A 24,630-nucleotide genomic window follows, 5' to 3' on the forward strand; every position below is an offset into this window, starting at 1 on the left:
TTGTTGTGTTTGAAACAGAGCAGGAGCTTGTCTGCTGCTTTGTGACTTATAAATTATTTTTGTTGGTTGTAAATAGAGGAGGCTAATCTCATGTCAGATGAAGTAAAAGTTGAAGATCAATCACAGGAAGCTCAAGAAACAGCCGTTTCACAAGCAGAAGCAGAGCATGCGCTTAATAATGTTGCTGTGCTGAAGAAAGGCGCTACAGTTAAAGGCAAAATCGTTAAAGTAGACGCTGATCAAGCTTTCGTGGATATCGGTTACAAATACGATGGTGTCATCCCGGTTCGTGAGCTTTCATCCGTAAGCTTGAATGATGCTGCGCAAGCGGTTGAACTTGGTCAAGAAGTTGAATTAAAGATCGTTTCCATTAACGATGCGAAAGAAACGTTGGTATTGTCTAAACGTGTCGTGGACAATGAGAAAGCTTGGGAAACACTTCAAGGTCAACTGGAAAGCAAAGAAATTATCGAAGCTGCAGTAGCTGAAGTTGTTAAAGGCGGACTTGTAGTGGATATCGGTGTTCGTGGTTTCGTACCTGCATCCATGGTTGAGCGTCAATTCGTTGAAGATTTCTCCGCGTATAAAGGTCGTACATTGCGTCTTCGTGTGAAAGAAATCGATCGCGAGAAAAACAAAGTTATCCTTTCTCAAAAAGATGTTTTGGATGAAGAGTTCGAAGCAAACAAAAAGAATATCATCGGAGGACTTCAAGTTGGTCAAGTACTGGATGGTACAGTTCAACGCTTGACACAATTCGGTGCATTCATTGATATCGGTGGTATTGACGGGCTCGTTCACATTTCCGAGCTTGCTTGGCACCATGTAGAACAAGCTTCTGATGTAGTTAAAGAAGGAGACAAAGTTAAGGTGCAAATCCTTAAATTGGATCCGTCTAATGACAAAATCAGCTTGAGTATCAAAGCTACACAAGATGGCCCTTGGTCAAATGTTGAGCGTGATTTCAAAGCTGGTGATATCGTAACTGGAACAGTTAAGCGTCTTGCAGCTTTCGGTGCGTTCGTTGAAGTGGCTCCTGGTGTTGAAGGCCTTGTGCATATTTCACAAATCGCACACCGTCACATCGGTACTCCGCATGAAGTATTGAAAGAAGGTCAAGAAGTACAAGTGAAAATCTTGGAAATCAACTTGGCTGAGAAACGCGTTAGCTTGAGCATTAAAGATACAGAAGATGCTCCTGAAGCGCCTGCAGGTGCAGCGGCTCCTGCGGCTGGTAAACCAGATAGAGAAAGACAACCACGTGGCGATCGTGACCGTGGGAACAGTGCAAGTCATCAAAAAGAAATTGCTGGCAACGAAAATGTTTCCCTTAGCAACCAAGGTTTGTCCATGACACTTGGTGAGCGTTTTGGAGATAAACTAGCTAAATTCAAAAAATAAGAATAGATCCAACTTCTAGGAGGGTATAGGAATGCGCATCTCACGCAAGATGGAGCATGTCCATTACGCGCTGGAGCTTGGTCAAACCCGTCAGCAAGGGCTGGGGGACGTCAAGCTTGTGCATAACTGTCTTCCTGAGACATCGACGGATCATATTGCTTTAACCACAACAATCGGCGATCTCATTATGAGTTCGCCGATTTTAATTAATGCAATGACCGGCGGCGCTCATGAGACAGCGAGCATTAATCGCGAATTGGCCATTCTCGCCAGGGAGAAAGGCTTGCCAATGGCTGTTGGCTCCCAGATGTCTGCTATTAAAAATAGCGAAGTGGCATCAAGCTACCAAATCGTACGACACGAAAATCCAAATGGCATCATATTCGCTAATTTGGGGAGCGAGGCAACAACAGATCAAGCGCTTCGCGCGATAGATATGATCGAAGCGAATGCGCTTCAAATTCATTTGAATGTGATGCAAGAGCTCATCATGCCGGAAGGCGATCGCAGTTTCATAGGAATGCTAGGACGCATTGAAAGTATTGTTCGTCATGTGCCTGTACCTGTGATCGTAAAAGAGGTCGGCTTTGGCATTTTACGTGATAACGCTAAGCAATTGCAGGATATTGGCGTTCAAGTCATTGATGTAGGAGGCTCAGGAGGCACGAATTTCGCAGCGATTGAGAATGCAAGGCGTTCGGCTTCACTTGATTGGCTGAACGATTGGGGTACGCCTACGAGCATCACTTTGTTAGAGGCGCTTTCAGTGTATCCATGGGGTTCTGTCATCGCGTCAGGTGGTATTACCAACGCTTTGGAGGCTGCTAAAGCGTTAACCTTAGGAGCTTCTGCGGTCGGTATGGCGGGAGCGTTTCTCAAAGTATTGCGTACGGACGGCGTAGAAGCCCTACACGCTTATGCGGAAGAGCTTCATCAAGGACTCATTTTAATCATGACCGCACTAGGCGCCAATTCCATTCAAGGCTTAACACAATGCCCACTGGTCATCGTTGGGGATACCGCAGAATGGTGCCGTGCAAGAGACATTGACATAACTTCATACGCAGCGAGAAGCACTTGGAGTAAATAATCAAAATATTGCCATACTAAGGATCAGGCAGATCTCCCTTATGATTATATGGAGGGGGGCCTGAAGATCCGCTAACCGACCGATGATGTGAGGAAGTTATCGAAGGCTACGCAGGCTAGGGTGGTTTGATTATGAATGCCGGTTATTTGTCGCTTATTCTCCTTTGCATCACGTTAATCTTACTCGCTAGCGGTTGGAAGGAACTGTACGTCAGAAGTATATCGCATAAGGGCATGCTTCTTTTTTTTGTCTCATGGCTTGTCGGAACGAGAATTTCCGTAACCATACAAAACGTGCATATCCAGCTTGTCTATGTGGTTGTACTTACGCTTTCATTTTGTATTCTTTATGTTACAAAGGGCTTTATACATAAGCTTCATCTGCTTTCCATCGGTCTTTTAATTGGCTCGCTCCACTTTTTATTTCAGCAACTTCTCGAGATGGACCCTATTCTGATTATTCGAAACTCTGAATGGCAGACGGCTTTGTTGCTTGCTATCGTAGCGGTAGTTCTACAGCGTAATGCATGGGAGCAAATTGCAGCGCTTTCGATCGGATACCTGCTCGGTGATATGTATCAAGCTGGTATTCATGAGGTGGATGGATTTCATCAACTCGGCATGGCCTCTTTTCAAGATCAATGGTGGCTGTCCGTCTTCACTGCGAGAACAGTAACGATCATGATACAAGCTGCGTATAGTGGGTGTCGTACAATCCTGAGAAGTTGGTTAGACCGTAAGGGGGGCAGATGAAAGCTATGGCTATGGATTGGTTTCATTCGCATAGGTATACGATTGGGATTGTCGTTGGTGTAATTTTTGGTATATTGTCGCGGATTAATATGCTGCGAACAGATTATCGGCAATATCCGACATATCCGCATGGTAAAATCATTCATATCTCGCTTGGCGTTATCGCAGCCGGGCTTGGGGCTGTAGCCGTTCCTGCGCTCTTGGAGAAAAACTATACAGCGGTTACGTTTCTTTCGCTAGCCGCTCAGCAATTTAGAGATGTGCGCAATATGGAGAGACAGAGCTTAACCAAAGTAGATGAATTAGAATTAGTACCCCGAGGCGCTGCTTATATTGAAGGGATTGCGATGGTTTTCGAGGGTCGTAATTATTTGGTCATTATGACGGCATTTGTGGCCTCCTTATTTAGCATCTTATTCGCTTGGTACTGGGGAATAGCTGCGGGTACAATATCAATTTGGCTAGCAAACTTTTTCAAATCGGGCAATCAATTAGGTGATATCGCTGATATTGAACCGGTGGAAATTCGTATGGACGGACCAGATGTCTCCGTTGGCTCTATTTATATCATGAATGTTGGGCTTGTTGATACACGTGAAAAAATAATGAAGTACGGTCAAGGTTTTCTGATTAAACCTAAAAATCGCAATGCACGAGTAACGATTTCCCATGTAGGTCAGCGACAAGCGATCATGTATGATATGTCTACTTTATTTGGTGTGTACCGAGATGAGGGAGAGCCTTCCTTGCGCCCTATGGCTAAATTGGACATGGATTCGGGTACGATTGGACTGCTCCTTCTTTTGCAGGAAAATGAAAAAGAGAAAACTTTCACAGCGCTTCATCGTGTGCCTGTCCTCGAAAGTGCGGTACGTATGCCTTCTGAAGCTGGTGTGAATAAAAAGAAGGAGGGGTAATGCCCTAATGTCGCAAATTCTTGCTATCGTGACATTGTCGAAAGATCGTATTGCCGGCGGTGCCCCAATCTTTGTGGTTGATGGCGAAAATGAATTGCAGAGAACTGCATTCTCATTGGAGAAAATATTAGATGCGAATGCACATGATTTGAAAAATGGCACAATGATTCTGGTTAAACATTCCTGAATTTCCCCTAGAAGAGCGCTTAAATTGGTGAAGTCTCAAAAGAGATTAGCCAAGGCGTGTCTTTTTTGTTATGATGTAAGTTGCGTAATTTTCCATGTCTGATCATGGAATTCGAAGGAGTGATGTAAATTGGCTAGACCCGTACTTGCAATTGTAGGCCGACCGAATGTCGGCAAGTCCACCATTTTTAATCGAATCGTAGGCGATCGCATGGCGATTGTAGAAGATAAACCAGGTGTCACACGGGATCGTTTATATGGTGTAGGTGAATGGCTGAATACGTCTTTCAGCGTAATTGATACCGGCGGTATTGAAATTGATGGTGAAGACGCGATCCTCAAATCTGTTCGTGTACAAGCTGAACTTGCGATCGAAGAAGCGGATGTCATCGTGTTCATGGTTGATGCGAAGGCGGGTGTTACACCGTCGGATGAAGAAGTAGCGCAGTTATTGTTCCGTTCCAAGAAACCGGTGGTTTTGGCTGTAAACAAAGTGGACAATTTAGCGCGGCAAGATGACATTTATGAGTTCTATTCCCTTGGTTTTGGTGATCCAGTTGGGATTTCCGGTTCGCACGGGATTGGAATTGGTGATCTACTTGAAGTTGTTTGTAATTTGTTTCCGGATAAAACAGATGATGAGTATGGCGATGAGGTTGTGAAATTCGCGCTGATTGGCCGTCCGAACGTAGGGAAATCCTCCATGACGAACGCGATTCTTGGCGAAGAGCGAGTTATCGTGAGTGACGTTGCTGGAACAACCCGGGATGCGATCGATACACCTTTTGAACGAGATGGACAGAAGTTCGTTATTATCGATACCGCGGGAATGCGTAAACGTGGCAAAGTCTACGAGAACACAGAGAAGTATAGTGTCATGCGTGCTATGAAGGCCATTGAACGTGCAGACGTCGTTCTCGTCGTAATTGACGGTCAAGAAGGCATTATTGATCAAGATAAACACATCGCAGGTTATGCACATGAAGCAGGGAAAGCCATTGTGATTGTCGTAAATAAATGGGATATCGTGGAGAAAGATGATAAAACGATGCAGCATTTCACGACCACAATCCGAGATCATTTCTTGTTCTTGAGCTATGCGCCGATTGTGTTTGTATCTGCCAAAACGACGCAGCGCCTTCATAAATTGCTGCCTGTCATCGTTCAAGTGGCAGAAAATCATGCACTGCGTGTTCAAACACATCTTCTTAACGACGTTGTCTCGGATGCTGTTGCATATAATCCGCCGCCAACAGATAAAGGTAAACGTCTGCGAATTAACTATGTCACGCAGGTGGCCGTTAAGCCTCCAGTTTTTGTACTTTTCGTCAATGAGCCTGAGCTCATGCATTTCTCGTATGAACGTTATTTGGATAACAAAATCCGTGCTGCCTTTGGTTTTGAAGGAACGCCCATTCGCATCTTGAGCCGTAGAAAAACTTCGGACAAAGAATAGGAGATGTTGCACATTGCTTTCGATAATAACAATTGTAGTGGGCTATTTACTAGGATCCATAAGCTTTAGTTATTTATTCGGAAAATGGTTTAAGGGAATTGATATCCGCAAGCACGGCAGTGGGAACGCTGGGGCAACGAATACGCTCCGCGTCCTGGGGAAGGGGCCCGCAATCCTCGTCCTGCTGCTGGATGCCTTGAAAGGTGTCGCAGCAGTCTTACTGGGGGTTTGGGCTGCACCAGGATCTGATGATATATGGATCCGTGTTTTGTGTGGCTTAGCCGCCATTGTAGGGCATAATTGGCCTGTATATTTTGGCTTCCGGGGTGGAAAAGGAATTGCAACGACCATTGGCGTTATGGCCACACTTTGCTTTCTTCCCACGTTAATCGCTGGCTTAACAGCAATCGTCATCATAGCCATCACACGATTCGTTTCGCTCGGCTCCCTTATTCTTACAGTACTCTTACCTTTTCTTATTTGGGGGTTGGACCGGCCTTTACCTATTTTGTGGATAAGTATCTTGCTATGTGCATTTGCCTTTTTACGTCACCGAACGAACATTGTGAAGCTTATTCAAGGGAAAGAAAACAAGCTAGGCCAGAAAAGAGCCTAACGAAAGTGCTCTAAACACATCTATGCATAGGAGGGGAAACCGTGACACAAAAAGTATCGGTCCTTGTAGCTGGAAGTTGGGGGACGGCACTCGCCTCGGTATTGGCGGATAATGGGAAAGATGTACTTCTATGGTCCCGGAATGAAGAACAGGTATTGGAAATTAACGAAAAGCATACGAATAGTCGCTTTCTGGGGGATGAATTGCTTTCTTCTTCGATCGTCGCAACTAATTCTTTGCAGGATGCGGTGCAAGAAGCTGATGCGATCATCATGGTGGTTCCATCTTCAGGCATGCGTGACGTTGCTTCACGTATACGCCCTTTTTTGAAGAAGGATGCGCTTGTTATCCATGCGACCAAAGGTTTTGAAACGGGGACGCTGAAGCGAATGACCGAAGTGCTTGCTGACGAGCTGCCAGAGCATGATGCAAAGCGATTTGTCGTCTTATCAGGCCCAAGTCACGCGGAAGAAGTCATTCGTAAAATGCCTACTACGGTCGTTGTAGCTGCACAGGACTTGAAAGCTGCGGAGGCTGCGCAGGATTTACTCATAACTAATTATTTCCGTGTGTATACGAATCCAGATGTCACAGGCGTTGAGGTTGGCGGAGCGCTGAAGAATATCATTGGGCTTGGCGCTGGACTTACGGATGGGCTGGATTTTGGTGATAATGCCAAAGCAGCGCTGGTTACGCGCGGTCTAGCGGAAATTACACGTCTAGGTACGGCAATGGGGGCAAACCCGCTAACCTTTGCTGGGCTAGCCGGAATTGGTGATTTAATTGCCACATGTACAAGTAAACATAGTCGTAATTGGCGAGCAGGTAATAAATTGGCCAAGGGTATTCCATTAGACGAAGTACTTAAAGAGATGGGCATGGTTGTAGAAGGCGTGAAAACGACGAAAGCAGCATATGACTTGGCACGTCGATTCGACGTCACCATGCCGATTACAAATGAATTACATAATGTATTATTCGAAGGAAAATCACCGCAGCTTGCAGCGCGGGATCTAATGGGACGTGTCCGAACACACGAAATGGAAGAATTGCCACTGACCTGATAACAAAAGTATGGAGATAGCCTACACCAGATCTTCTCCGCATTCATATTATACCCTATCAGCATTTCTCATCAGATTAGGGTATAGGAGGCGGCACAATTGGCGAATAAAGATATGTCGAAGGACGTATTGAGTGTGGTCAAGAAGAAGACGGGTAAATCTGTTACATCTAAAGATATCGAAAAAATTGCAAGTGGTGTGAAACCTTCTACGATGCAGAGCGAAGTGCAATTAAGAGCTCTCATTAAACAAGTTTCTGGTTTAGTTAACATCAAGGTATCGGAAGAAACTATTAATGATATCGTTCAAGCCGTAAAAAGTAGCAAACTTGACACGAACAACATGCAGCAGTTAATGAGCATGATGATGGGGAAGAAATAAGAAGCATGAAGGGGAGCTCTTCCCCTTTATGCTTTTTTCACATTCTGTGCTATACTTACATGTGTTTCATTTCAATGATTTTACATAAGGAGTTTATCAAATGTCACCTTTAGACAAAATGTGGGCCTCATTTGTAGCTATGGGACTAATGGTTGTTGCATCATTTTTAATCTCATATGCACGAACAAGAACGACCGGTTTATGGCGAGGCGTGTTATCTTTTATTGCCTTTTTAATGTTTATTCCAATTTTACTATTTATGTTATCTTCTTTGTTTTAACAGACCGGAGGGGAAATCATCATGTTAGAAATGAAAACACGCAAAACACAAGTACAACTTACACCGGAAACGGGATTAACCCTTCTGGATCATGCATTGAAGGCGGATGTTGATTGGGGATTTTCTTGTACTAGAGGGACTTGTGCAAGATGCCGTTGTTACGTGGCTGAAGGGCGAGCCTTGTTATCCGAGCCGTCAGAGGCTGAAGAAGATCGTCTGGAGCCTGAAGAACTCGAGCAAGGGTATCGTTTAGCTTGTCAGTGTGCGGTAAAACAAGTTGGAACGATTTCCGTTACGCATAAGCCTTATTTCTAAATTTTCGGTGGGAAAGGTGTGGGCATGATGAAACTGTTGGAGCCTCTACTCCCGTCGATTTCGATTATTCATACACGGTTACAGCAGCAAGCTCATAATGTTCGATGGCTGATTGGTGGAAGCTGTGGACTTCTGATGCACAATGTTGATATAGGTAGAAGTCCAAGAGATTTGGATATTTATATAGATCATAAGGATGTCCAAACGGTACATACGTTGTTACAGCCTTTCGCGATTGATACGCCTGAATTAAGTGAGACGCCGATCTATGCTTCCATGCTGAGTCATTATCGAATTGACGGTCAAGCGGTTGAAGTTGTAGGCGATTTTAAAGTTAAGGCTCTTTCATCGTTGTATCAAGTGGAGGTTGAATACCTGTGGGAAAACTACCATTCTCCTGCAACGATTGAAGATCATGAGATTCCTCTGATGCCGCTGGCACATGAGTTCCTCTTTAATGTCCTTCGAAATCGCCCGGATCGCTATGAACCGATTCTCAGTAAGATGCAAGCTCAGCCTGACAGACATATGCCCGCGTTGACAGATTTGATGAACCGAAATTATTGGGGTCATGAATTTCATGCGAAAATGAAGGAATTGCTAGATTGGAGCCGATAATCAGATAAAAAGCCCAATAAGAAGGTGACGATAATGAGTGTTTTTGACGTGCATTTTTTGCCAGATGATAAAAAAATTAAAGTAAGACCTGGCACCACTTTATTGGATGCAGGAAACAGAGCCAAGGTCCATATCCGGACACGTTGTGGTGCGAAGGCAGCCTGTTTAATGTGCAAAGTAAAGGTCAACGATCAAAGTGGTCTCGCGCCTATGACTATTAATGAACGTTTAAAGCTAGGATCCCAAGCGGATGAGGGAATTCGATTAGCTTGTCAAGCGCGTGTAACTGGTGCTGTGCTGGTATCGATTCCCGAAGATCCCTTAAAGGCAGCTATTCGTGCTCAACTTGCTAGACAAGAGGAAGACGACGATTTTTCATTTTAGACAGGATAGGATGATTGGATTGTGAAAATAAAACGAAGACGAACCCAAGGTAGAAGCATGCTTCTGGCGCTCATCTTGGTTATTTTGCTTACAGGCTGTGCCTACCCGCAAGAACTAAGGAAAGAGAATCAAATCAATCCTGCTGAATTTATTACAGTCGTTCAACAGGCTGTAGATACCTTTCACGAGAAAACAGGCGTGCTCCCCATCAAAAATAGCGAAATGACAACGCCTCTCTATGAGAAGTATGTGATCGATTTTCCTAAACTGAAAAAAACGAATCTGCTTAGCGCTGTGCCTGCAAATGCTTTCGAGAGCGGCGGGGTGTTCATCTATGTACTTGTGGATGCAGAAACGAAGCCAGTCGTGAAACTGATGGACTTATCCGCCTATCAAAGTGTGGAAGATGTTCAGAAGAAAGTGAATGATTACATTGCGAAGCATGGAGGGAACATGCCACAGGGGATTTCGCAGAATGAAGCTTTTGCTTATGTTGATTTCAAGCTGCTAGGGATGAAAGAACCCGATATCAAATCTGTCTATAATCGAAAAAATGCGATCACGTATATACTGAATAAGCAAACGGGAGAAGTAGCCATTGATTATGCCATGGATATCAACACGTTTATTCAGAACAACGCTTTAGGAAACTCGTTAAAGCCAGATCAAGATTTAAGGCAGATTCTCGTAGATAAATCCTATTTCGTGCCGATTCGCAGCGTTTCATATACGTGGAAAGATAATCAACCCTTGCCTCAAAATTAGCCATAAAGCAAACCTCTTACATACGTGTAAGAGGTTTTTTTGTCTTTATAGAATAAGCGGAACCGACTCATCATATATTCTTTCGAAAGCCGTATGTGCTTCATAAAATATGAGCGAAAAAAAGTTGGAACGCATCTATCATATTTCTATCGAAAGTACATATATTTTTACTAGTCCAAATGAATGTACGAGTAGTCAATTGTTACCGTCACTAGCGTCAGTTGACGACCAAACTGTAGGAGGGATTCTCTTGGAGAAAGTGGATATCTTTAAGGACATTGCAGAACGAACGGGAGGGGACATTTACCTGGGGGTTGTCGGCGCAGTCCGGACAGGGAAATCAACCTTTATTAAGCGTTTTGTGGAATCTGTAGTGCTTCCGAACATTCAAAGCGAAGCGGATAGGATCCGGGCTACCGATGAACTCCCGCAGAGCGCTGCTGGCCGCACGATTATGACAACGGAGCCGAAATTCGTACCGAATACGGCGGTTCAAATTTCTGTGGCCGAAGGGCTGAACGTGAACGTTCGCCTTGTTGATTGTGTAGGATACGCAGTCGATGGCGCCAAAGGCTATGAAGACGAGAACGGACCTCGGATGATCAATACTCCATGGTTTGATGAGCCGATTCCTTTCCAAGAAGCGGCTGAAATCGGAACTCGGAAAGTCATTCAGGAGCATTCCACATTGGGTGTCGTTGTTACAACGGATGGCACGATTTCGGATATCCCGCGGTCTTCCTATGTGTTAGCAGAAGAAAGAGTCATAAATGAACTCAAAGAAGTCGGGAAACCGTTCATTGTAATCATTAACTCTCAGAAACCGAACAGTGAGCCAGCACTCGAGCTGCGTAGCGAGCTGCAAAGCCGCTATGATGTACCTGTTGTAACAATGAGTGTAGCTAGTGCAGGGGAAGAAGAAATGGTCTCCGTGCTTCGTGAAGTCCTGTATGAGTTCCCTGTTCATGAAGTGAATGTGAACTTGCCTAGCTGGGTTATGGTTCTGGATGAGAATCATTGGCTGCGTACACAGTTTGAAGCATCCGTTCGCGATACAGTACAGGATATCAGGCGCTTACGTGATGTTGATCGTGTTGTCAGTCAATTTGCTGAATATGAGTTTATTGACAAGGCTGCATTAGCAGGGTTGAATATGGGGCAGGGTGTGGCGGAAATTGATCTGTTTGCACCTGATGAGCTCTATGACCGGATTCTCGTCGAGGTCGTGGGCGTAGAAATTCGTGGGAAGGATCATCTCCTCCAACTCATGCAGGATTTCACGCATGCGAAGCGGGAATATGATCAATTCGCTGAAGCGCTTGAGATGGTCAAAACAACGGGCTACGGTATAGCGCCTCCAACGTTAGCGGAGATGGCGTTAGATGAGCCAGAGTTAATCCGTCAAGGCTCCAGATTCGGTGTTCGCTTAAGGGCTACAGCGCCTTCCATCCATATGATCCGTGTAGATGTCGAATCGGAATTCTCGCCGATCATTGGCACTGAGAAGCAAAGCGAAGAGCTTGTCCGCTATTTAATGCAGGATTTCGAAGATAATCCACTGAAGATTTGGGAGTCAGATATTTTCGGCAGATCGCTGCACTCGATTGTTCGAGAAGGCATTCAAGGCAAGCTGGCTCAAATGCCTGATAATGCAAGATACAAACTCCAAGAAACGCTTGGTCGGATTATTAATGAAGGCTCAGGCGGCTTAATCGCCATCATTTTGTAATAATATGAGGACAAAAACCACTCCAAAGAGTGGTTTTTGTCGATTTATAGCAGAAAGTCCCACATAAAATGGAAATAGATACTTGAAATTGCTCCCCGAGTGTATTACTATGAATTTATTCGTCTGCTTTCAAAGTTCATTTTGCTTAGAAAATCAACGATTTTTCAGCTGTTTATGTATAATTTCTGGGAAAACGGTGAAAACAGGAAGTAACGGAAGTGAGAAATCTTGGGGGGAGGTGAATGGCATGAATAAATCTGAACTGATCAACAAAGTTGCGGAAACCTCTGAGCTTTCCAAGAAAGATGCAACGAAAGCAGTAGATGCTGTTTTTGATGCAATTTCTGAAGCATTGCAAGGTGGAGATAAAGTGCAATTGGTTGGATTTGGTAACTTCGAAGTTCGTGAACGTTCTGCTCGTAAAGGACGCAATCCACAGACTGGTGGAGAAATTGATATCCCAGCAAGCAAAATCCCAGCTTTCAAACCTGGTAAAGCACTTAAAGATGGCATTCAATAATTTGTATTTATACATAGGATTGAACGTTACATAATTATAAAGCCGTGGCCGCTAATTGCGGGTAACGGCTTTATTTGTTTTGCCTGAAAATGGCTTTACAATTTGAAATTCTCCTAATATAATTACAAAAGTGTATGCGTAATTTTTTTGGCTGTAAACGGGGAATGACGGGGTATGGCGCAGCCTGGTAGCGCGCACCCTTGGGGTGGGTGAGGTCGCACGTTCGAATCGTGTTACTCCGATTACGAAGAAGACATCGGTGCTCGATGTCTTTTTCTATTGAAGAAATTGAAGTATTTAATTTTCCAGATTAGACAGAACTTTTTTTTTTGGAAGGCGTAGGGGGAACAGATTTGAATAAGTTGAAACTGAAAGAGCTTGTGAAGTCACAGGATTGGACAATGTTCGGAATTATCGCATCGATCTACTTAATCTGGCGAATTGGTACGGTAGGGAACTGGAGTAAAGAATGTTGGATTCTGCTGCTTATCTGTTTATTAGGGGTTCGCAAGGATCAGATAGATGTGGATTGGAAGCGCTTTTTTTTGATAGGTATTCCGCTTTTGGGTATTTTTTATTATTTTTATGGGACGGGGAACGGAATTTGGTGGAAAATTGCGAACTGGATGTTTGAAAACAATCGACATCCGTGGCATTGGGATAGCTATATGAACGCCATACCGCTAAACACGGGAGGATGGGCGAGATGGATCGCGACCCCATTTCTGGATAGAGTGATGGTGTGGGTTTACAATTATGGCTTTGTACTATCACTTTGGATTTGTATTGTTCGAAGTTTCTGGACGCGCAGTATCAAAAAAATGTTATCCTATGCGCTATCTGGTCATATGCTGCAATTCCCGCTGATCCTGCCTTTTTATAATATCATCCTGCTTCATGAAGTTTGGTATGTAAATAAACAACCTGATTTATTGCATCGTGTCTTTGCGGATGAGAATTCCTTACTAGTGGCGGTTATGAATTGCTTTCCTAGTATGCACACCTCCATTTCATTTGCGATGCTGCTTCTCGCTTTGAGAGAAAAGGATCAAATCTTCAAATATATGATGGTCACGTACTGTTCTGCGATTATTTTCTCAACCTTATATTTGCAAATTCATTGGCTGATTGATGTTTTCGCGGGTATGCTATTTGCTTATGGTACAGTAAAACTAACGGATCTCATCATCCGCTTAGGCTCTACACATGCCTTGCCAGCGAAATTCAAACAATTTTATCGGAAACGCTCTAAATCAGCTTCTGGTGAATTTTCCATCTAGCATATGTTGACTTCCGGTTACTTTTTTTGGCATCATTAGATTATGGGATGAGGATTGGGAAGAACGGAGGATGGATATGGAACAATCGAATAAAACGAATCAGTCTAATCAATCGAGCTCGAACGGTAATGAGTATTTCGTGATTAAAGCGAAAGATAATGGCGTTCATGTGATTGGTTTAACACGTGGGCAAGATACACGATTTCATCATACAGAGAAACTGGACAAAGGTGAAGTGATGATTGCACAGTTCACGGAGCATACGTCCGCGGTTAAGGTCAGAGGCAAGGCTTTGATTATGACCAAGTTTGGCACAATCGATACAGAAGAAGAATAGATAATTGACGAAAGCAGGCATAGCCTGCTTTTTTTATTTGTACAATGGTGTATAGGACTTGTTACATTGGATAACCTTTGGGTTATTTGGCTCCTGCATATGCTTAGGAGGTGTTGAATGTGAAATGGTCAATGCGCATTGTAATCACGCTAGGAGTTTCGGTCGTTGTAGCCATCAGTCTATCTATGCTGCCGAAAATGGATCTTTCCTCGGGGATCGGTTCTGACTATACGTGGTCCAATAATCACGGTGGACAACTTACGGAAAATAACTTAGCAGATCTTCTCGTACAAATTCCACTGCAGCTGCGAATACGAAAAGTGGAATTAAGCTCATCGCGCCTATCACTCGATTTAAGTTTGCCCAAAAACGCGGAAACGATAGCAGTGTATCGCGATTTGTATACAATTGCGCAGACAATGCTAGTTAAAACAAAAAACGTCGACCAAGTTTGGATACGTATCATTGATTATTCGGGTGGGGCAGAAACTACCTCAACCCAGCTCGTCCTCGCGATGGTTGCCCAGCGTGAGTTTGGCAAAGATATGGAGAAGAAACCATCTGACCTTAGCTTGATTCAGTTGGAACAGGAGTTGCAGAACCGATTTCGCATCACTTACACCTCCAAATGGCAGCAAAAATATCCACTATAATTAATTGTGCTTCTATTAACGGGTTATGCTATAATAATTTGGATTGAGACATTGAAGTTCATAAATAGAGATGTGGCATACGGTTACGGAGGCTTTTGCATGAATTCTTATCGGATCCCTGAGATCGCTAAGCAGTACACTGAGTATGATATGATCCAAATTCACACAGACTTGCCTGATTTTCCCGAGTTGCGCACTCGTCTGTTGTTTGCATTCTTGAATGGAGATAATAAAGGGAGTTCATTAAGTGAATTGTTTACGTTAGCAACTGCGCTTGTGCAGTTAGGACTTGATACCCATGATCTTGTGACAGCGTCGAATGACCTCAAAGAGAAAAAGGCATCAAGATCACGACAGCTTAAAGTGCTTGCAGGGGACTATTTTAGTGCCAGATTTTATCATCTCCTTGCCCAAACTGGACAAATTGATATGATCAAGCAGCTATCGAATGCCATTTGTGAAGTGAATCGTTTGAAGATGAGCAGCTATATGAAAATGAAACAACTGAAACTGACGGCAGAAGATTACATTCACCACACGGTGGAAATTAAATCTCAGCTGTTTTTGTCTTTCTCTGATGCCATGTCAGAAACCTACAAACAGGTGTGGCCTGATATTCTGAGAGGCTTTGTGAGATGTGAACTCCTATTCGATGAAATCTTCAGCATGGAGTCAATCGCTCAGTTCAGAGGCAGTTGGGGATATTGGCATATTAACCAGCATGGGACAAGAGATGAGCGGAAGCAGTTACAAGGTGAAGAAGCCGATACGACGAAAGTTCGTACGCTTTTACATAAATATAACATCTCTTCTCAACTATATCAGTTGCTCAATGCGCAAACGAAGCAATTGCAGGACAGTGTAAAGAGGCTTGAATCCGATAAGCTACAAAGTGAACTCTTTCACATGGGAGAGCACTTTTTACGGATTGCTGGCGTGCAGCCCAAAGTGTTGGAAGAAATTTAAGGGGACCGTGGCGATGAGTTTAAGTAAAACAAATAGTGAGAACAAAAAAGGGAAAAGCAAGGAAGAATTCGTACATGGCGTGTTCGAAAGCATTGCTCCCAAATATGACTTAATGAATAATATCATTAGCTTTAATAGGCACAAAACATGGCGTAAATTTGCAATGAAGAAGATGAATGTACAACCAGGGGATACGGCGATTGACTTGTGCTGCGGTACCTGCGACTGGACGATTAGCTTAGCTCAAGCTAGTGGGACTGGCAAAATGGTGGGACTGGATTTTAGTCAGAATATGCTAGATTTTGGTGCAGTGAAAATTAATCAATTGCAATTAGATCAGCAGATCCAGCTTATTCAAGGAAATGCGATGAGTCTTCCGTTTGACGACAATTCTTTTGACTTTGCCACAATCGGGTTTGCCCTACGTAATGTTCCCGATCTAGAGCAGGTCATACGAGAAATGCAACGCGTCGTTAAGCCCGGAGGACTAGTTGTGTCTTTGGAGTTATCGAAACCAACGTGGCAGCCATTCAAATCCATTTACTATGTATATTTCCGACATGTCATGCCGTTTCTCGGTAAGTTAATTGTGAAAAAATATGAACAATATAAATGGTTGCCGGAATCATTAATTACGTTTCCAGATCATAAGCAATTAGCAGCTATTTTCGCTAAAAATGGTCTAGATCAGGTACAAGCCTATCCACTCTTTGGTGGCGTGGCGGCGTTGCATGTAGGGACCAAAGGGAAATCGAAATCAGGAGTGTAACTAGCATATGTTTACTAAACTAAAGATTTTTCTGGAAATGATTAAATTTGAACATAGTGTGTTCGCACTGCCATTTGCTTTTATGGGGGCCATTCTCGGCTCTGTTGTTTTGCAAGGTCATTTGCCAAGCTGGGCGCAGATTGGGTGGATTACACTGGCAATGGTAGGGGCAAGAACCGCAGCGATGGCTTTAAATCGTGTTATTGATCAAGCGATTGATAAACGAAATCCACGTACAGTGAATCGAGCAATCCCTGCGGGGCTCATATCAATACCACAAGTCATTATCTATATCATTATCTCGTTTGCTGTGCTTTTTTGGGCAACATCTCATTTAAGCACCTTGTCTATGAAGCTGCTGCCGATTGCCGTATTTTTTCTGGTGATCTATTCGTATACCAAAAGATTTACTTGGGCTTGCCATTTCGTGCTCGGTTTGACACTTGGACTTGCCCCACTCGGCGGCTGGATTGCCGTCACAGGTCAATTCACATGGTCGTCTATTATTTTTTTCCTCACTGTAGCTTGCTGGAGTGCAGGCTTTGATCTCATTTATGCTTGTCAAGATGCCGATTTTGATCGCCAGGAAGGGTTACACTCCTTTCCAAGTCGATTTGGCATTAAAGCGTCGTTAATTACTGCGCGGGTACTACATGTATTAACAGCAATCGGTTTAGTTTCGCTATTCTTTATTACGCATTTGAGTTGGTTGTATCTGATTGGTCTCATTATCGCTTATATCTTATTGTTTAAAGAACATAGACTCGTTACTCCTCAAGATTTGTCCAAGTTAAACACGGCTTTCTTCACGATGAATGGCGTATTAAGCTTAGTCATGTTCTCTTTCACACTTCTTGATGTACTTGTGAGTCAGCACTCATGAGCAGCGGGAATTGGGTCATTGGAATAACAGGCGCTAGTGGAGCTCAATACGGTGTGCGATTATGCGAAGTGTTGTTGGATCTTGGTTTAGATGTGCATCTTATCATTACGGATGCTGGCTGGCGTGTCCTGCAAGATGAACTGGACTGGAGTGTCACCAAACGTCAAGACATGCTTGAGAAGCAATTTGGGGGACGGACAGGTTCCTTTGAATACCACCCTGTTGCGAATATAGGAGCAACTGTCGCAAGCGGTTCTTTCCGTACCAAAGGGATGGTGGTAATTCCATGCTCAATGGGCACGTTATCAGGCATCGCTCATGGTTCCTCAGATAACTTATTAGAGCGTACCGCGGATGTCATGCTGAAAGAAGGAAGAAAACTAATTATGGTGCCAAGGGAAACGCCATTACATGCCATACATTTAGAAAATATGCTTACCCTAACAAGAATGGGAGTGCGAATGATACCGGCTATGCCAGCCTTCTATAATCGTCCGCGCTCAATCGATGAGATGGTTGATTTTTTGGTAGGTAAAGTAATGGATAGCATGGAGATTGAACATTCCTTGTACCGTAGATGGGGAGATATCGATGAGCAACCTAGACCCTAAAATCCGAATAGGTCGGATCAATTATACAAATGTGTGGCCGATTTATTATTATTTCCCAGAGCTGATGAAAAGTTCTGATGTCGATATTATTGAGCAAGTACCCACATCGCTGAATCAAGCTATGGCAGCAGGCGAGATCGATATGGGTCCCATTTCATCTTTTTCATATGGACAATATTTTGAGGATTATATGCTTTTCCCAGATCTTTCGGTTAGCTCTTATGGCGAAGTCAATTCGATCTTGCTTTTCCATGACAAGCCGCTGCGTGAAATCGTCAATGGGAAGATTATTTTGCCAACGACTTCAGCAACGTCCGTAAATTTGCTTAAAATCATTCTAGAGAAATTTTATGATGGTAAACCAACGTATGAATATGCGAAACCCAGCTTAGACCAAATGATGAAGGGAGCAGATGCTGCTCTTCTCATTGGGGACGATGCAATCAAAGAAAGCTGGCGGAATCAAACATATATGATAACGGATCTCGGGCAAGAGTGGGCAAAATGGACAGGGCAATGGATGTCATTTGCCGTATGGGCCATTCGTAAGGAAACCATTCGTATATATCCAGAACTCGTTTCTTCGATTTACGAAGCATTTAAAGCAAGTAAAGAGAAGGCTCATCAAGAACCGCAGAACATGATTCAGGAAGCGCAGGCTACCGTAGGGGGCACACCTGAATTTTGGAATCATTATTTTCATACCTTGTGTTATGATTTTGCAGCTGAACAGTGGGAAGGGCTTACTACGTATTATAAGTACTGTTACGAGCTAGGTTTCCTGCCGAAACCAGTTCAAATTGAGATATGGGACGAGAAAAAAGTGGCACGGGTGACCGAATGAAAAACTTATTGGACATTTATTCAAGGAAGAGAAAAGATATCGCAGCCATTGAAAAAGAGCTTGAAGAGAGCGTGAATAGCGATTATTCCGTACTTAGAGATACCTCCATACATCTCCTTAAAGCAGGAGGGAAACGCATTAGACCCGTTTTTGTTCTGCTTTCAGGGGAATTTGGCAGCTATGAGCTTCAAACGATGAAGAACGTAGCTGTTCCTCTGGAACTTATTCATATGGCATCGCTGGTGCATGATGATGTTATTGATGATGCGAATACGCGCCGCGGTCAACTAACGGTTCGATCCAAATGGGATAATCGCATTGCGATGTTCACGGGCGATTATATTTTTGCCAAAGCGTTAGGTGTTATTACTCAGATACCTAAACCTGCTGTCCATCAGATCATGTCTAAAGCGATTGTTGAAATGTCCATTGGCGAGATGGAACAAATTCGTTTCTTTTTTCACTCGGAACAAACCATTCGCGAGTATTTGCTGCGAATTCGGCGCAAAACCGCACTATTAATTGCAATTTCCTGCCAATTAGGCGCGATGGCATCGGATGCCCCTGATTGGGTCAGCACTAAATTGTATAATTTTGGCTATAATGTAGGTATGGCCTTCCAAATTAGAGATGATATTCTGGATTTAATTGGGACCGAAAAGCAAATTGGTAAACCGCCGGGGAGTGATGTCAAGCAAGGGAATATCACATTGCCTGTGTTGCTTACCATGCAAGACCCTGCTTTAAAGCCAATGATATTGACAGAACTTGATCGAATACATAAACTGGATGGACAAACGGATGTTAGTCGATTCCTAGATATGATACGCGGCAGTGCAGGCATCAAGGAGGCTGATCGTCTTTCTCAAGCCTATATCGATAAAGCGATAGCGTCATTGGACAAACTGCCTGCTATTCAAGCGAAGAAGGATCTCATCGAAATCGCTCATTTTATCGGGAATCGATCGTATTAACGAAAACTCAGAGATTATGCTTACGAAGTAAGTTTGTTCCACAAACTTTTAGGGGGGTAGTCGTTCAATGGAAAAAACATTTCTAATGGTAAAACCAGATGGCGTACAACGGGGGCTTGTCGGCGAAATTGTTAAACGGTTTGAACAGAAAGGTTTCCAATTGATTGGCAGCAAGCTGACGGTTATTTCTCGCGAGCAAGCGGAGATTCATTATGCAGAGCATAAAGGAAAAGATTTTTTCGAGAGACTCGTGAATTTCATTACATCAGGCCCTGTCTTTGCGATGGTATGGCATGGCGATCAAGTCATTGCTTTATCCCGTACCATGATTGGGAAAACCAATTCGCTCGAGGCAGCACCTGGCACCATTCGCGGTGACTATGCCGTACATACGCATCTGAACCTCATTCATGGTTCTGACTCACCTGAAAGCGCTGAACGTGAAATTAGTAATTTCTTTCGGTCTGACGAAATATTTATGTATTCGAAAAACATACAAGATTGGATCTAATTCTTGTTAAACGGAGAATCTGGTATCTGAACGGATACAGGTTCTTTTTTTGTTGCTTTATGAAGGAATTTGGTAAATCCACACAGAATGTATCAGGGTAGAAAATGATCAAGGTGGGTGGACAGCATGGAGGATCAAGATTTTTTGTTATTTATTAAAAAAATAAAGGAACATACGTCCATTGATCTTGCGCTATACAAGGAAGCGCAAATGAAGAGACGCTTAACTACCTTGCGGATGAAGCGGGGTTACAATACGTTTGTAGCTTTTTTCGAGGCTATGATGAAAGATAAAGAATTATTTTATGAGTTTTTGGATCGAATGACGATTAATGTTTCCGAGTTCTGGCGAAATCCGAACCGTTGGGAACTCGTGGAGCAGAAATTTATCCCTGAGATGCTGAAACGCAATCGCAGGCTGAAAATTTGGAGTGCAGCATGTTCTACCGGCGAAGAGCCGTATACCTTAGCGATGATTTTGGCCGATCAAGGAGCGTTGCATGAGACGAACTTGCACGCCACGGATATTGATGATGGTGCCTTGGAGAAAGCGCGTAAAGGCATGTATCTGGATCGTTCAGTGCGTGATGTGCCGCCTGCTTACGTGAAAAAGTATTTTAAACAAGATGGTGTCATGTATCACATTGCTGATGAGCTCAAAAAAACGATTAAATTTCAAAAGCAGAACTTGCTTGTAGATACATTTGATAGCGGTTACGATCTTATCGTTTGTCGTAATGTAATCATCTATTTCACGGAAGAAGCGAAACACGTGCTCTATCAGAAATTCGCCAAAGCCTTAAAGCCAGGTGGTTTACTGTTCGTAGGCTCTACTGAGCAAATTTTCTCACCTGGTCAATATGACCTGGAGGCGGCGGATACTTTCTTTTATCGGAAGAAGGGGGTATAAGAACTTCCATATCTTCCAATACTAAGATGTAGCAAAGCAAAGTTAGGTTAACGCCAATCTTTGAACAATGCATACACGCTTAGGGGGCTATCATGGACAAACGCAAGGTGATTACCGCTTATCGCAGGGGAATGATCTCCATTCAAGAATGTGCTCAAATTTTAGGAGTCGATTCCTCACAAATTACGGGTCTAATGAATGATCCTCAGCTTTGTGAGCCTCTGAGGGTCGTCCACAAGCAGCCTATGCACGGGTAATGCCAGCTCCTATCTAGATGATGACACGCTTACGCGGAAGGGTTTGACCCTGACGTGTGAAGCGTGTTTTTGCATTTGTGTTGTTGCCAAACCAGATTAGCTATACTATAATGACAACAGATAATCGCGCGTCAAAGCGCTAAAGTGCTTGGTGGTGCTGCTTTTATCGTGGCTCACGAAGCAAGTATGCTCGGTTTTTCCATACTATTATGTTTATATACGGAGTTCGATTTTCTTCGTAAAATTCTTAGGGGGTAACGGATTGTGAGATATTTAACAGCTGGTGAAACGCATGGCCCGCAGCTCACTGCGATTATTGAAGGGTTCCCAAGTAATGTAACCCTCAACTTTGAAGATTTAAACCATCAATTACATAGACGTCAAAAAGGCTACGGTCGTGGTCGTCGGATGCAAATTGAGAAAGATACAGCGACCATTGCAGGCGGTGTACGTCACGGCAAAACAACAGGTGCTCCAATTGCACTAGTTGTCGTGAACAATGACTGGAAGCACTGGACTTCGGTTATGGGCATTGAACCCGTTGAAGAAGATAATGAAGGCAAACGTCGTGTCAATCGTCCGCGTCCTGGACATGCTGATTTGAACGGTGGCCTTAAATATAATCAAAAAGATCTGCGTAACATTTTGGAGAGATCAAGTGCTCGTGAAACAACGATGCGTGTAGCGACAGGTGCGGTTGCGCGTCAATTGCTTGCTGAGTTCGGGATCAAAGTAGCAGGACAAGTTATCCGTATTGGCGATGTCGAAGTAGAGCGTCAAGAGCTTCCTGTCGATGAACTTATTCGCATTACAGAAGAATCACCAGTGCGCGTAGTTGATAAAGAAGCAGAAGCGAAAATGATCGCTGCAATCGACGCTGCCAAAGAAGATGGAGATACCTTGGGTGGTATTGTTGAAGTTATTATCGAAGGCGTGCCGGTTGGTCTAGGTAGTCACGTGCAATGGGATCGCAAATTGGATGGCAAAATCGCTCAAGCCGTACTTTCCATTCAAGCGTTCAAAGGTGTTGAATTCGGAATCGGCTTCGAAGCAGCAGAGCGCAGAGGCTCTAATGTTCACGATGAAATCTTATATACGCAAGAAACTGGCTTTAGACGTAGAACGAATCGTGCTGGTGGATTTGAAGGCGGCATGACTACAGGCGAGCAGATCATCGTTCGCGGTGTGATGAAGCCAATCTCGACCTTGTACAAACCGCTGCAAAGTGTTGATATTGATACTAAGGAAGTATTTACTGCGCAGGTTGAGCGTTCTGACACCTGTGCGGTGCCAGCAGCAGGCGTGATCATGGAGAACGTGATCGCTTGGGAAGTGGCAAATGCTTTCTTAGATAAATTCGGCGGAGACTCCATCGAAGAAATCCGTGCAAACCTAGCGAATTTCCTCAAGCAAGTGGAGAACTACTAAGATGAGAGAACTTACCGTAGAGCTTGGAGAACGGTCTTATCCCATTTATATTGGCCAAGGCATTGTTACCAATATCGCGGCACTGTTCGATCGTGCGAAGCTCAGCCGCAAGTCGCCTCTGCTCCTCGTCACCGATGAGTCGGTGGCGGCACTGCACTTGGAGCGCGTCCTGACGCTGCTCCGTGATGGCGGCTTCGCCGCGACGGCCTGCATCGTGCCTGCAGGCGAAACCTCCAAATCCCTCGCGCAGCTCGAGGGAATCGTAACCGCTGCCCTCCAGGCAGGCCTTGATCGCAATTCTGCGATCGTTGCCCTCGGAGGAGGCGTGGTCGGCGATCTCGCCGGCTTCGCTGCGGCGAGCTTCATGCGAGGGATCCGCTTCGTGCAGATCCCGACGACCATTCTTGCCCACGACAGTTCTGTCGGCGGCAAGGTAGCGGTCAATCACCCGATGGCGAAGAACATCATCGGGGCGTTTCACCAACCGGAGCTAGTCCTCTTCGACATCGACTTGCTATTGACGTTGCCTGATCGCGAAGTGAAGGCAGGCCTGTCCGAAGTGATTAAGCATGGCTTGATCTGGGATGCAGCCTTTACGCAATGGTGTGATGAGAACGCAGACAAGCTGTTAGCTTTAGATCCAGAAGCGTTAAGCTATGCGCTTTACATAGGTTGTCAGGTGAAGGCTATCGTAGTGTCACAAGATGAGCGCGAGAATGATCTCCGCGCGATTCTAAACCTGGGGCACACGATTGGACATGCGCTAGAAGCCGTAGCTGGCTATGGTGAGCTCCTGCATGGTGAGGCCATTGCCATTGGCATGGTCGGCGCTGCAAAGCTTGCTCAGCAGTTTGGTTATAGTGAGGACATTCATACCGTGACCCAAGGTTTATTCCTTAAATATGGACTGCCAGTTAGCGTACCGTCGCATTTGGATACGGATCGCATTATGAGTGCCATGATGCATGACAAGAAGTTCAAAGAAGGTACGATGGTTTATATCATCCCTACCGAAATTGGTAAAGTCGAGATCCGCAAGGATGTTACAGAACAGCAAGTCAGAGAGATTGTTGACCTTCTAAAAGGGGAGAAATAACCGATGTACTTAAGGGGAATTCGTGGCGCGACAACAGTTCAAAAGAATGATGCAGAAGAAATTCTTTCTGCTACGAGTGAGCTTCTTCAAGCAATTGTAGAGGCGAATGATTTCCGTCCCGAAGATATCGGATCGGTATTCATCACGGTAACCGAAGATATTACGGCTACGTTTCCAGCAAGAGCCATTCGTACGCTTATTGGCTGGGAGCTTGTTCCTTTGATGTGTTCCTTGGAAGTGCCAGTTGAAAATGCTTTGCCGAAATGTATTCGTTTGATGGTGCAGGTCAACACGACCAAAACCCAAGCGGAGATTAACCATGTGTACTTAAAAGAAGCGAAAGCGCTTCGACCTGATATTGTTAAATTGACAAATGAAGCTACCCGGTAGTATAGTGAAATTAGATGAGTTTAGGTTAGTAGAGCAGAGTTTAGTCGAGTAGAGCAGAGCCCAGTTGAGATGAGAAAAAGTAAAGTAGCTGTTGTGTGATCAATAGGATCGTTCCCATAGGGGATCGTTTATTTGTTCATACCTTGCCATCATTTTCTTTTTTCACATTCATCCTGATCGTCTACTAAACTAAAGTCAACCTCTACCCTAGGTAGAGGTTTTTTTGTATTCGAATAGAGTTTTGAGCG

At 44.1% G+C, this 24,630-nt stretch carries 31 protein-coding genes and 1 tRNA gene; all 32 read left to right on the forward strand.

Annotated features, from left to right (window positions below):
• The first annotated feature begins 90 nt into the window (after window positions 1-90).
• The 32 genes from rpsA to aroH all read left to right on the forward strand — a co-directional run bounded on the left by rpsA (window position 91) and on the right by aroH (window position 24,382).
• Window positions 91-1,401 carry a 30S ribosomal protein S1 gene (gene rpsA, locus AC58P7_RS04210; RefSeq protein WP_497340160.1) on the forward strand — a complete coding sequence of 437 codons (1,311 nt, stop codon included), beginning with the start codon at window positions 91-93 and terminating at the stop codon, window positions 1,399-1,401.
• Window positions 1,402-1,432: 31 nt separating this feature from the next.
• On the forward strand, window positions 1,433-2,491 hold the full coding sequence (fni, locus tag AC58P7_RS04215; protein WP_497340162.1) for a type 2 isopentenyl-diphosphate Delta-isomerase: 1,059 nt from the start codon (window positions 1,433-1,435) through the stop codon (window positions 2,489-2,491).
• 131 nt (window positions 2,492-2,622) lie between these two features.
• Window positions 2,623-3,243 (forward strand): YphA family membrane protein, encoded by a 621-nt coding sequence (locus tag AC58P7_RS04220; RefSeq protein ID WP_497340164.1) that lies wholly within the window; start codon window positions 2,623-2,625, stop codon window positions 3,241-3,243.
• The gene (locus tag AC58P7_RS04225; protein WP_497340166.1) at window positions 3,240-4,160 is read left to right on the forward strand and encodes a YIEGIA family protein; all 921 of its coding nucleotides are present in this window, start codon (window positions 3,240-3,242) and stop codon (window positions 4,158-4,160) included. The genes AC58P7_RS04220 and AC58P7_RS04225 overlap by 4 nt, the downstream gene beginning before the upstream one ends.
• A 7-nt stretch (window positions 4,161-4,167) precedes the next feature.
• Entirely contained in the window at window positions 4,168-4,347 is a 180-nt protein-coding gene (locus tag AC58P7_RS04230) for a capping complex subunit for YIEGIA (RefSeq protein WP_497340168.1), read from the forward strand.
• Window positions 4,348-4,476: 129 nt separating this feature from the next.
• Window positions 4,477-5,802, forward strand: a complete 1,326-nt coding sequence (der, locus tag AC58P7_RS04235; protein ID WP_497340169.1) for a ribosome biogenesis GTPase Der — start codon at window positions 4,477-4,479, stop codon at window positions 5,800-5,802.
• Window positions 5,803-5,815: 13 nt separating this feature from the next.
• The gene (gene plsY, locus AC58P7_RS04240; RefSeq protein ID WP_497340171.1) at window positions 5,816-6,418 is read left to right on the forward strand and encodes a glycerol-3-phosphate 1-O-acyltransferase PlsY; all 603 of its coding nucleotides are present in this window, start codon (window positions 5,816-5,818) and stop codon (window positions 6,416-6,418) included.
• Window positions 6,419-6,459: 41 nt separating this feature from the next.
• Window positions 6,460-7,482: an NAD(P)H-dependent glycerol-3-phosphate dehydrogenase gene (locus AC58P7_RS04245; protein WP_497340173.1), complete on the forward strand. Its 1,023-nt coding sequence runs from the start codon at window positions 6,460-6,462 to the stop codon at window positions 7,480-7,482.
• 99 nt (window positions 7,483-7,581) lie between these two features.
• Window positions 7,582-7,863 carry a stage VI sporulation protein F gene (locus AC58P7_RS04250; RefSeq protein ID WP_497340175.1) on the forward strand — a complete coding sequence of 94 codons (282 nt, stop codon included), beginning with the start codon at window positions 7,582-7,584 and terminating at the stop codon, window positions 7,861-7,863.
• A 118-nt stretch (window positions 7,864-7,981) separates the two neighbouring features.
• Window positions 7,982-8,143: a DUF2768 family protein gene (locus AC58P7_RS04255; protein ID WP_497340891.1), complete on the forward strand. Its 162-nt coding sequence runs from the start codon at window positions 7,982-7,984 to the stop codon at window positions 8,141-8,143.
• Between the two features lie 21 nt (window positions 8,144-8,164).
• A complete protein-coding gene (locus AC58P7_RS04260) occupies window positions 8,165-8,458 on the forward strand; it encodes a 2Fe-2S iron-sulfur cluster-binding protein (RefSeq protein WP_497340177.1) in 294 nt (97 codons plus the stop codon).
• Window positions 8,459-8,485: 27 nt separating this feature from the next.
• A complete protein-coding gene (locus AC58P7_RS04265) occupies window positions 8,486-9,076 on the forward strand; it encodes a nucleotidyltransferase domain-containing protein (protein WP_497340179.1) in 591 nt (196 codons plus the stop codon).
• 33 nt (window positions 9,077-9,109) lie between these two features.
• Window positions 9,110-9,460, forward strand: coding sequence for a 2Fe-2S iron-sulfur cluster-binding protein (locus AC58P7_RS04270; protein WP_497340181.1), 351 nt, complete (start codon window positions 9,110-9,112; stop codon window positions 9,458-9,460).
• A gap of 21 nt (window positions 9,461-9,481) precedes the next feature.
• On the forward strand, window positions 9,482-10,225 hold the full coding sequence (locus AC58P7_RS04275; protein WP_497340183.1) for a YphF family lipoprotein: 744 nt from the start codon (window positions 9,482-9,484) through the stop codon (window positions 10,223-10,225).
• 250 nt (window positions 10,226-10,475) lie between these two features.
• A complete protein-coding gene (gene spoIVA / locus AC58P7_RS04280) occupies window positions 10,476-11,954 on the forward strand; it encodes a stage IV sporulation protein A (protein WP_056614411.1) in 1,479 nt (492 codons plus the stop codon).
• Between the two features lie 247 nt (window positions 11,955-12,201).
• Window positions 12,202-12,474, forward strand: coding sequence for an HU family DNA-binding protein (locus AC58P7_RS04285; RefSeq protein ID WP_056614405.1), 273 nt, complete (start codon window positions 12,202-12,204; stop codon window positions 12,472-12,474).
• Window positions 12,475-12,642: 168 nt separating this feature from the next.
• Window positions 12,643-12,716, forward strand: a tRNA-Pro gene (locus AC58P7_RS04290).
• Window positions 12,717-12,827: 111 nt separating this feature from the next.
• The gene (locus AC58P7_RS04295) at window positions 12,828-13,754 is read left to right on the forward strand and encodes a phosphatase PAP2 family protein (RefSeq protein WP_497340185.1); all 927 of its coding nucleotides are present in this window, start codon (window positions 12,828-12,830) and stop codon (window positions 13,752-13,754) included.
• 76 nt (window positions 13,755-13,830) lie between these two features.
• Window positions 13,831-14,091: a trp RNA-binding attenuation protein MtrB gene (mtrB, locus tag AC58P7_RS04300; protein ID WP_497340187.1), complete on the forward strand. Its 261-nt coding sequence runs from the start codon at window positions 13,831-13,833 to the stop codon at window positions 14,089-14,091.
• 119 nt (window positions 14,092-14,210) lie between these two features.
• Window positions 14,211-14,744, forward strand: coding sequence for a hypothetical protein (locus tag AC58P7_RS04305; RefSeq protein ID WP_497340189.1), 534 nt, complete (start codon window positions 14,211-14,213; stop codon window positions 14,742-14,744).
• A 99-nt stretch (window positions 14,745-14,843) separates the two neighbouring features.
• Entirely contained in the window at window positions 14,844-15,710 is an 867-nt protein-coding gene (locus AC58P7_RS04310) for a heptaprenyl diphosphate synthase component 1 (RefSeq protein ID WP_497340191.1), read from the forward strand.
• 13 nt (window positions 15,711-15,723) lie between these two features.
• Entirely contained in the window at window positions 15,724-16,479 is a 756-nt protein-coding gene (locus tag AC58P7_RS04315; protein WP_497340193.1) for a demethylmenaquinone methyltransferase, read from the forward strand.
• Between the two features lie 7 nt (window positions 16,480-16,486).
• Entirely contained in the window at window positions 16,487-17,362 is an 876-nt protein-coding gene (locus AC58P7_RS04320; protein ID WP_497340195.1) for a UbiA-like polyprenyltransferase, read from the forward strand.
• Entirely contained in the window at window positions 17,359-17,973 is a 615-nt protein-coding gene (locus AC58P7_RS04325) for a UbiX family flavin prenyltransferase (RefSeq protein ID WP_497340197.1), read from the forward strand. The genes AC58P7_RS04320 and AC58P7_RS04325 overlap by 4 nt, the downstream gene beginning before the upstream one ends.
• Window positions 17,954-18,817: a menaquinone biosynthetic enzyme MqnA/MqnD family protein gene (locus tag AC58P7_RS04330; RefSeq protein ID WP_497340199.1), complete on the forward strand. Its 864-nt coding sequence runs from the start codon at window positions 17,954-17,956 to the stop codon at window positions 18,815-18,817. The genes AC58P7_RS04325 and AC58P7_RS04330 overlap by 20 nt, the downstream gene beginning before the upstream one ends.
• Entirely contained in the window at window positions 18,814-19,791 is a 978-nt protein-coding gene (locus AC58P7_RS04335; protein ID WP_497340201.1) for a polyprenyl synthetase family protein, read from the forward strand. Before AC58P7_RS04330 ends, AC58P7_RS04335 begins: the two co-directional genes overlap by 4 nt.
• 67 nt (window positions 19,792-19,858) lie before the next feature.
• Window positions 19,859-20,302, forward strand: coding sequence for a nucleoside-diphosphate kinase (ndk, locus tag AC58P7_RS04340; RefSeq protein ID WP_497340203.1), 444 nt, complete (start codon window positions 19,859-19,861; stop codon window positions 20,300-20,302).
• Between the two features lie 126 nt (window positions 20,303-20,428).
• Window positions 20,429-21,211 carry a CheR family methyltransferase gene (locus AC58P7_RS04345; RefSeq protein WP_497340205.1) on the forward strand — a complete coding sequence of 261 codons (783 nt, stop codon included), beginning with the start codon at window positions 20,429-20,431 and terminating at the stop codon, window positions 21,209-21,211.
• A gap of 92 nt (window positions 21,212-21,303) precedes the next feature.
• Window positions 21,304-21,468 (forward strand): hypothetical protein, encoded by a 165-nt coding sequence (locus tag AC58P7_RS04350; protein WP_497340207.1) that lies wholly within the window; start codon window positions 21,304-21,306, stop codon window positions 21,466-21,468.
• Window positions 21,469-21,732: 264 nt separating this feature from the next.
• Window positions 21,733-22,896 (forward strand): chorismate synthase, encoded by a 1,164-nt coding sequence (gene aroC / locus AC58P7_RS04355; protein WP_497340209.1) that lies wholly within the window; start codon window positions 21,733-21,735, stop codon window positions 22,894-22,896.
• A 1-nt stretch (window position 22,897) separates the two neighbouring features.
• Entirely contained in the window at window positions 22,898-23,992 is a 1,095-nt protein-coding gene (aroB, locus tag AC58P7_RS04360) for a 3-dehydroquinate synthase (RefSeq protein WP_497340211.1), read from the forward strand.
• Between the two features lie 3 nt (window positions 23,993-23,995).
• The gene (gene aroH / locus AC58P7_RS04365; protein WP_497340213.1) at window positions 23,996-24,382 is read left to right on the forward strand and encodes a chorismate mutase; all 387 of its coding nucleotides are present in this window, start codon (window positions 23,996-23,998) and stop codon (window positions 24,380-24,382) included.
• Window positions 24,383-24,630 lie beyond the last annotated feature (248 nt).

The sequence above is a fragment of the Paenibacillus sp. J22FR5 genome (genome assembly GCF_059691975.1).

Excerpts from the sequence above, each read along its gene's own strand:
- rpsA (WP_497340160.1), top strand. The coding sequence starts at position 91 with ATGTCAGATGAAGTAAAAGTTGAAGATCAATCACAGGAAGCTCAAGAA.
- fni (WP_497340162.1), top strand. The coding sequence starts at position 1,433 with ATGCGCATCTCACGCAAGATGGAGCATGTCCATTACGCGCTGGAGCTT.
- AC58P7_RS04220 (WP_497340164.1), top strand. The coding sequence starts at position 2,623 with ATGAATGCCGGTTATTTGTCGCTTATTCTCCTTTGCATCACGTTAATC.
- AC58P7_RS04225 (WP_497340166.1), top strand. The coding sequence starts at position 3,240 with ATGAAAGCTATGGCTATGGATTGGTTTCATTCGCATAGGTATACGATT.
- AC58P7_RS04230 (WP_497340168.1), top strand. The coding sequence starts at position 4,168 with ATGTCGCAAATTCTTGCTATCGTGACATTGTCGAAAGATCGTATTGCC.
- AC58P7_RS04255 (WP_497340891.1), top strand. The coding sequence starts at position 7,982 with ATGTGGGCCTCATTTGTAGCTATGGGACTAATGGTTGTTGCATCATTT.
- AC58P7_RS04260 (WP_497340177.1), top strand. The coding sequence starts at position 8,165 with ATGTTAGAAATGAAAACACGCAAAACACAAGTACAACTTACACCGGAA.
- AC58P7_RS04265 (WP_497340179.1), top strand. The coding sequence starts at position 8,486 with ATGAAACTGTTGGAGCCTCTACTCCCGTCGATTTCGATTATTCATACA.
- AC58P7_RS04270 (WP_497340181.1), top strand. The coding sequence starts at position 9,110 with ATGAGTGTTTTTGACGTGCATTTTTTGCCAGATGATAAAAAAATTAAA.
- AC58P7_RS04285 (WP_056614405.1), top strand. The coding sequence starts at position 12,202 with ATGAATAAATCTGAACTGATCAACAAAGTTGCGGAAACCTCTGAGCTT.
- mtrB (WP_497340187.1), top strand. The coding sequence starts at position 13,831 with ATGGAACAATCGAATAAAACGAATCAGTCTAATCAATCGAGCTCGAAC.
- AC58P7_RS04310 (WP_497340191.1), top strand. The coding sequence starts at position 14,844 with ATGAATTCTTATCGGATCCCTGAGATCGCTAAGCAGTACACTGAGTAT.
- AC58P7_RS04315 (WP_497340193.1), top strand. The coding sequence starts at position 15,724 with ATGAGTTTAAGTAAAACAAATAGTGAGAACAAAAAAGGGAAAAGCAAG.
- AC58P7_RS04320 (WP_497340195.1), top strand. The coding sequence starts at position 16,487 with ATGTTTACTAAACTAAAGATTTTTCTGGAAATGATTAAATTTGAACAT.
- AC58P7_RS04325 (WP_497340197.1), top strand. The coding sequence starts at position 17,359 with ATGAGCAGCGGGAATTGGGTCATTGGAATAACAGGCGCTAGTGGAGCT.
- AC58P7_RS04330 (WP_497340199.1), top strand. The coding sequence starts at position 17,954 with ATGAGCAACCTAGACCCTAAAATCCGAATAGGTCGGATCAATTATACA.
- AC58P7_RS04335 (WP_497340201.1), top strand. The coding sequence starts at position 18,814 with ATGAAAAACTTATTGGACATTTATTCAAGGAAGAGAAAAGATATCGCA.
- ndk (WP_497340203.1), top strand. The coding sequence starts at position 19,859 with ATGGAAAAAACATTTCTAATGGTAAAACCAGATGGCGTACAACGGGGG.
- AC58P7_RS04345 (WP_497340205.1), top strand. The coding sequence starts at position 20,429 with ATGGAGGATCAAGATTTTTTGTTATTTATTAAAAAAATAAAGGAACAT.
- AC58P7_RS04350 (WP_497340207.1), top strand. The coding sequence starts at position 21,304 with ATGGACAAACGCAAGGTGATTACCGCTTATCGCAGGGGAATGATCTCC.
- aroB (WP_497340211.1), top strand. The coding sequence starts at position 22,898 with ATGAGAGAACTTACCGTAGAGCTTGGAGAACGGTCTTATCCCATTTAT.
- aroH (WP_497340213.1), top strand. The coding sequence starts at position 23,996 with ATGTACTTAAGGGGAATTCGTGGCGCGACAACAGTTCAAAAGAATGAT.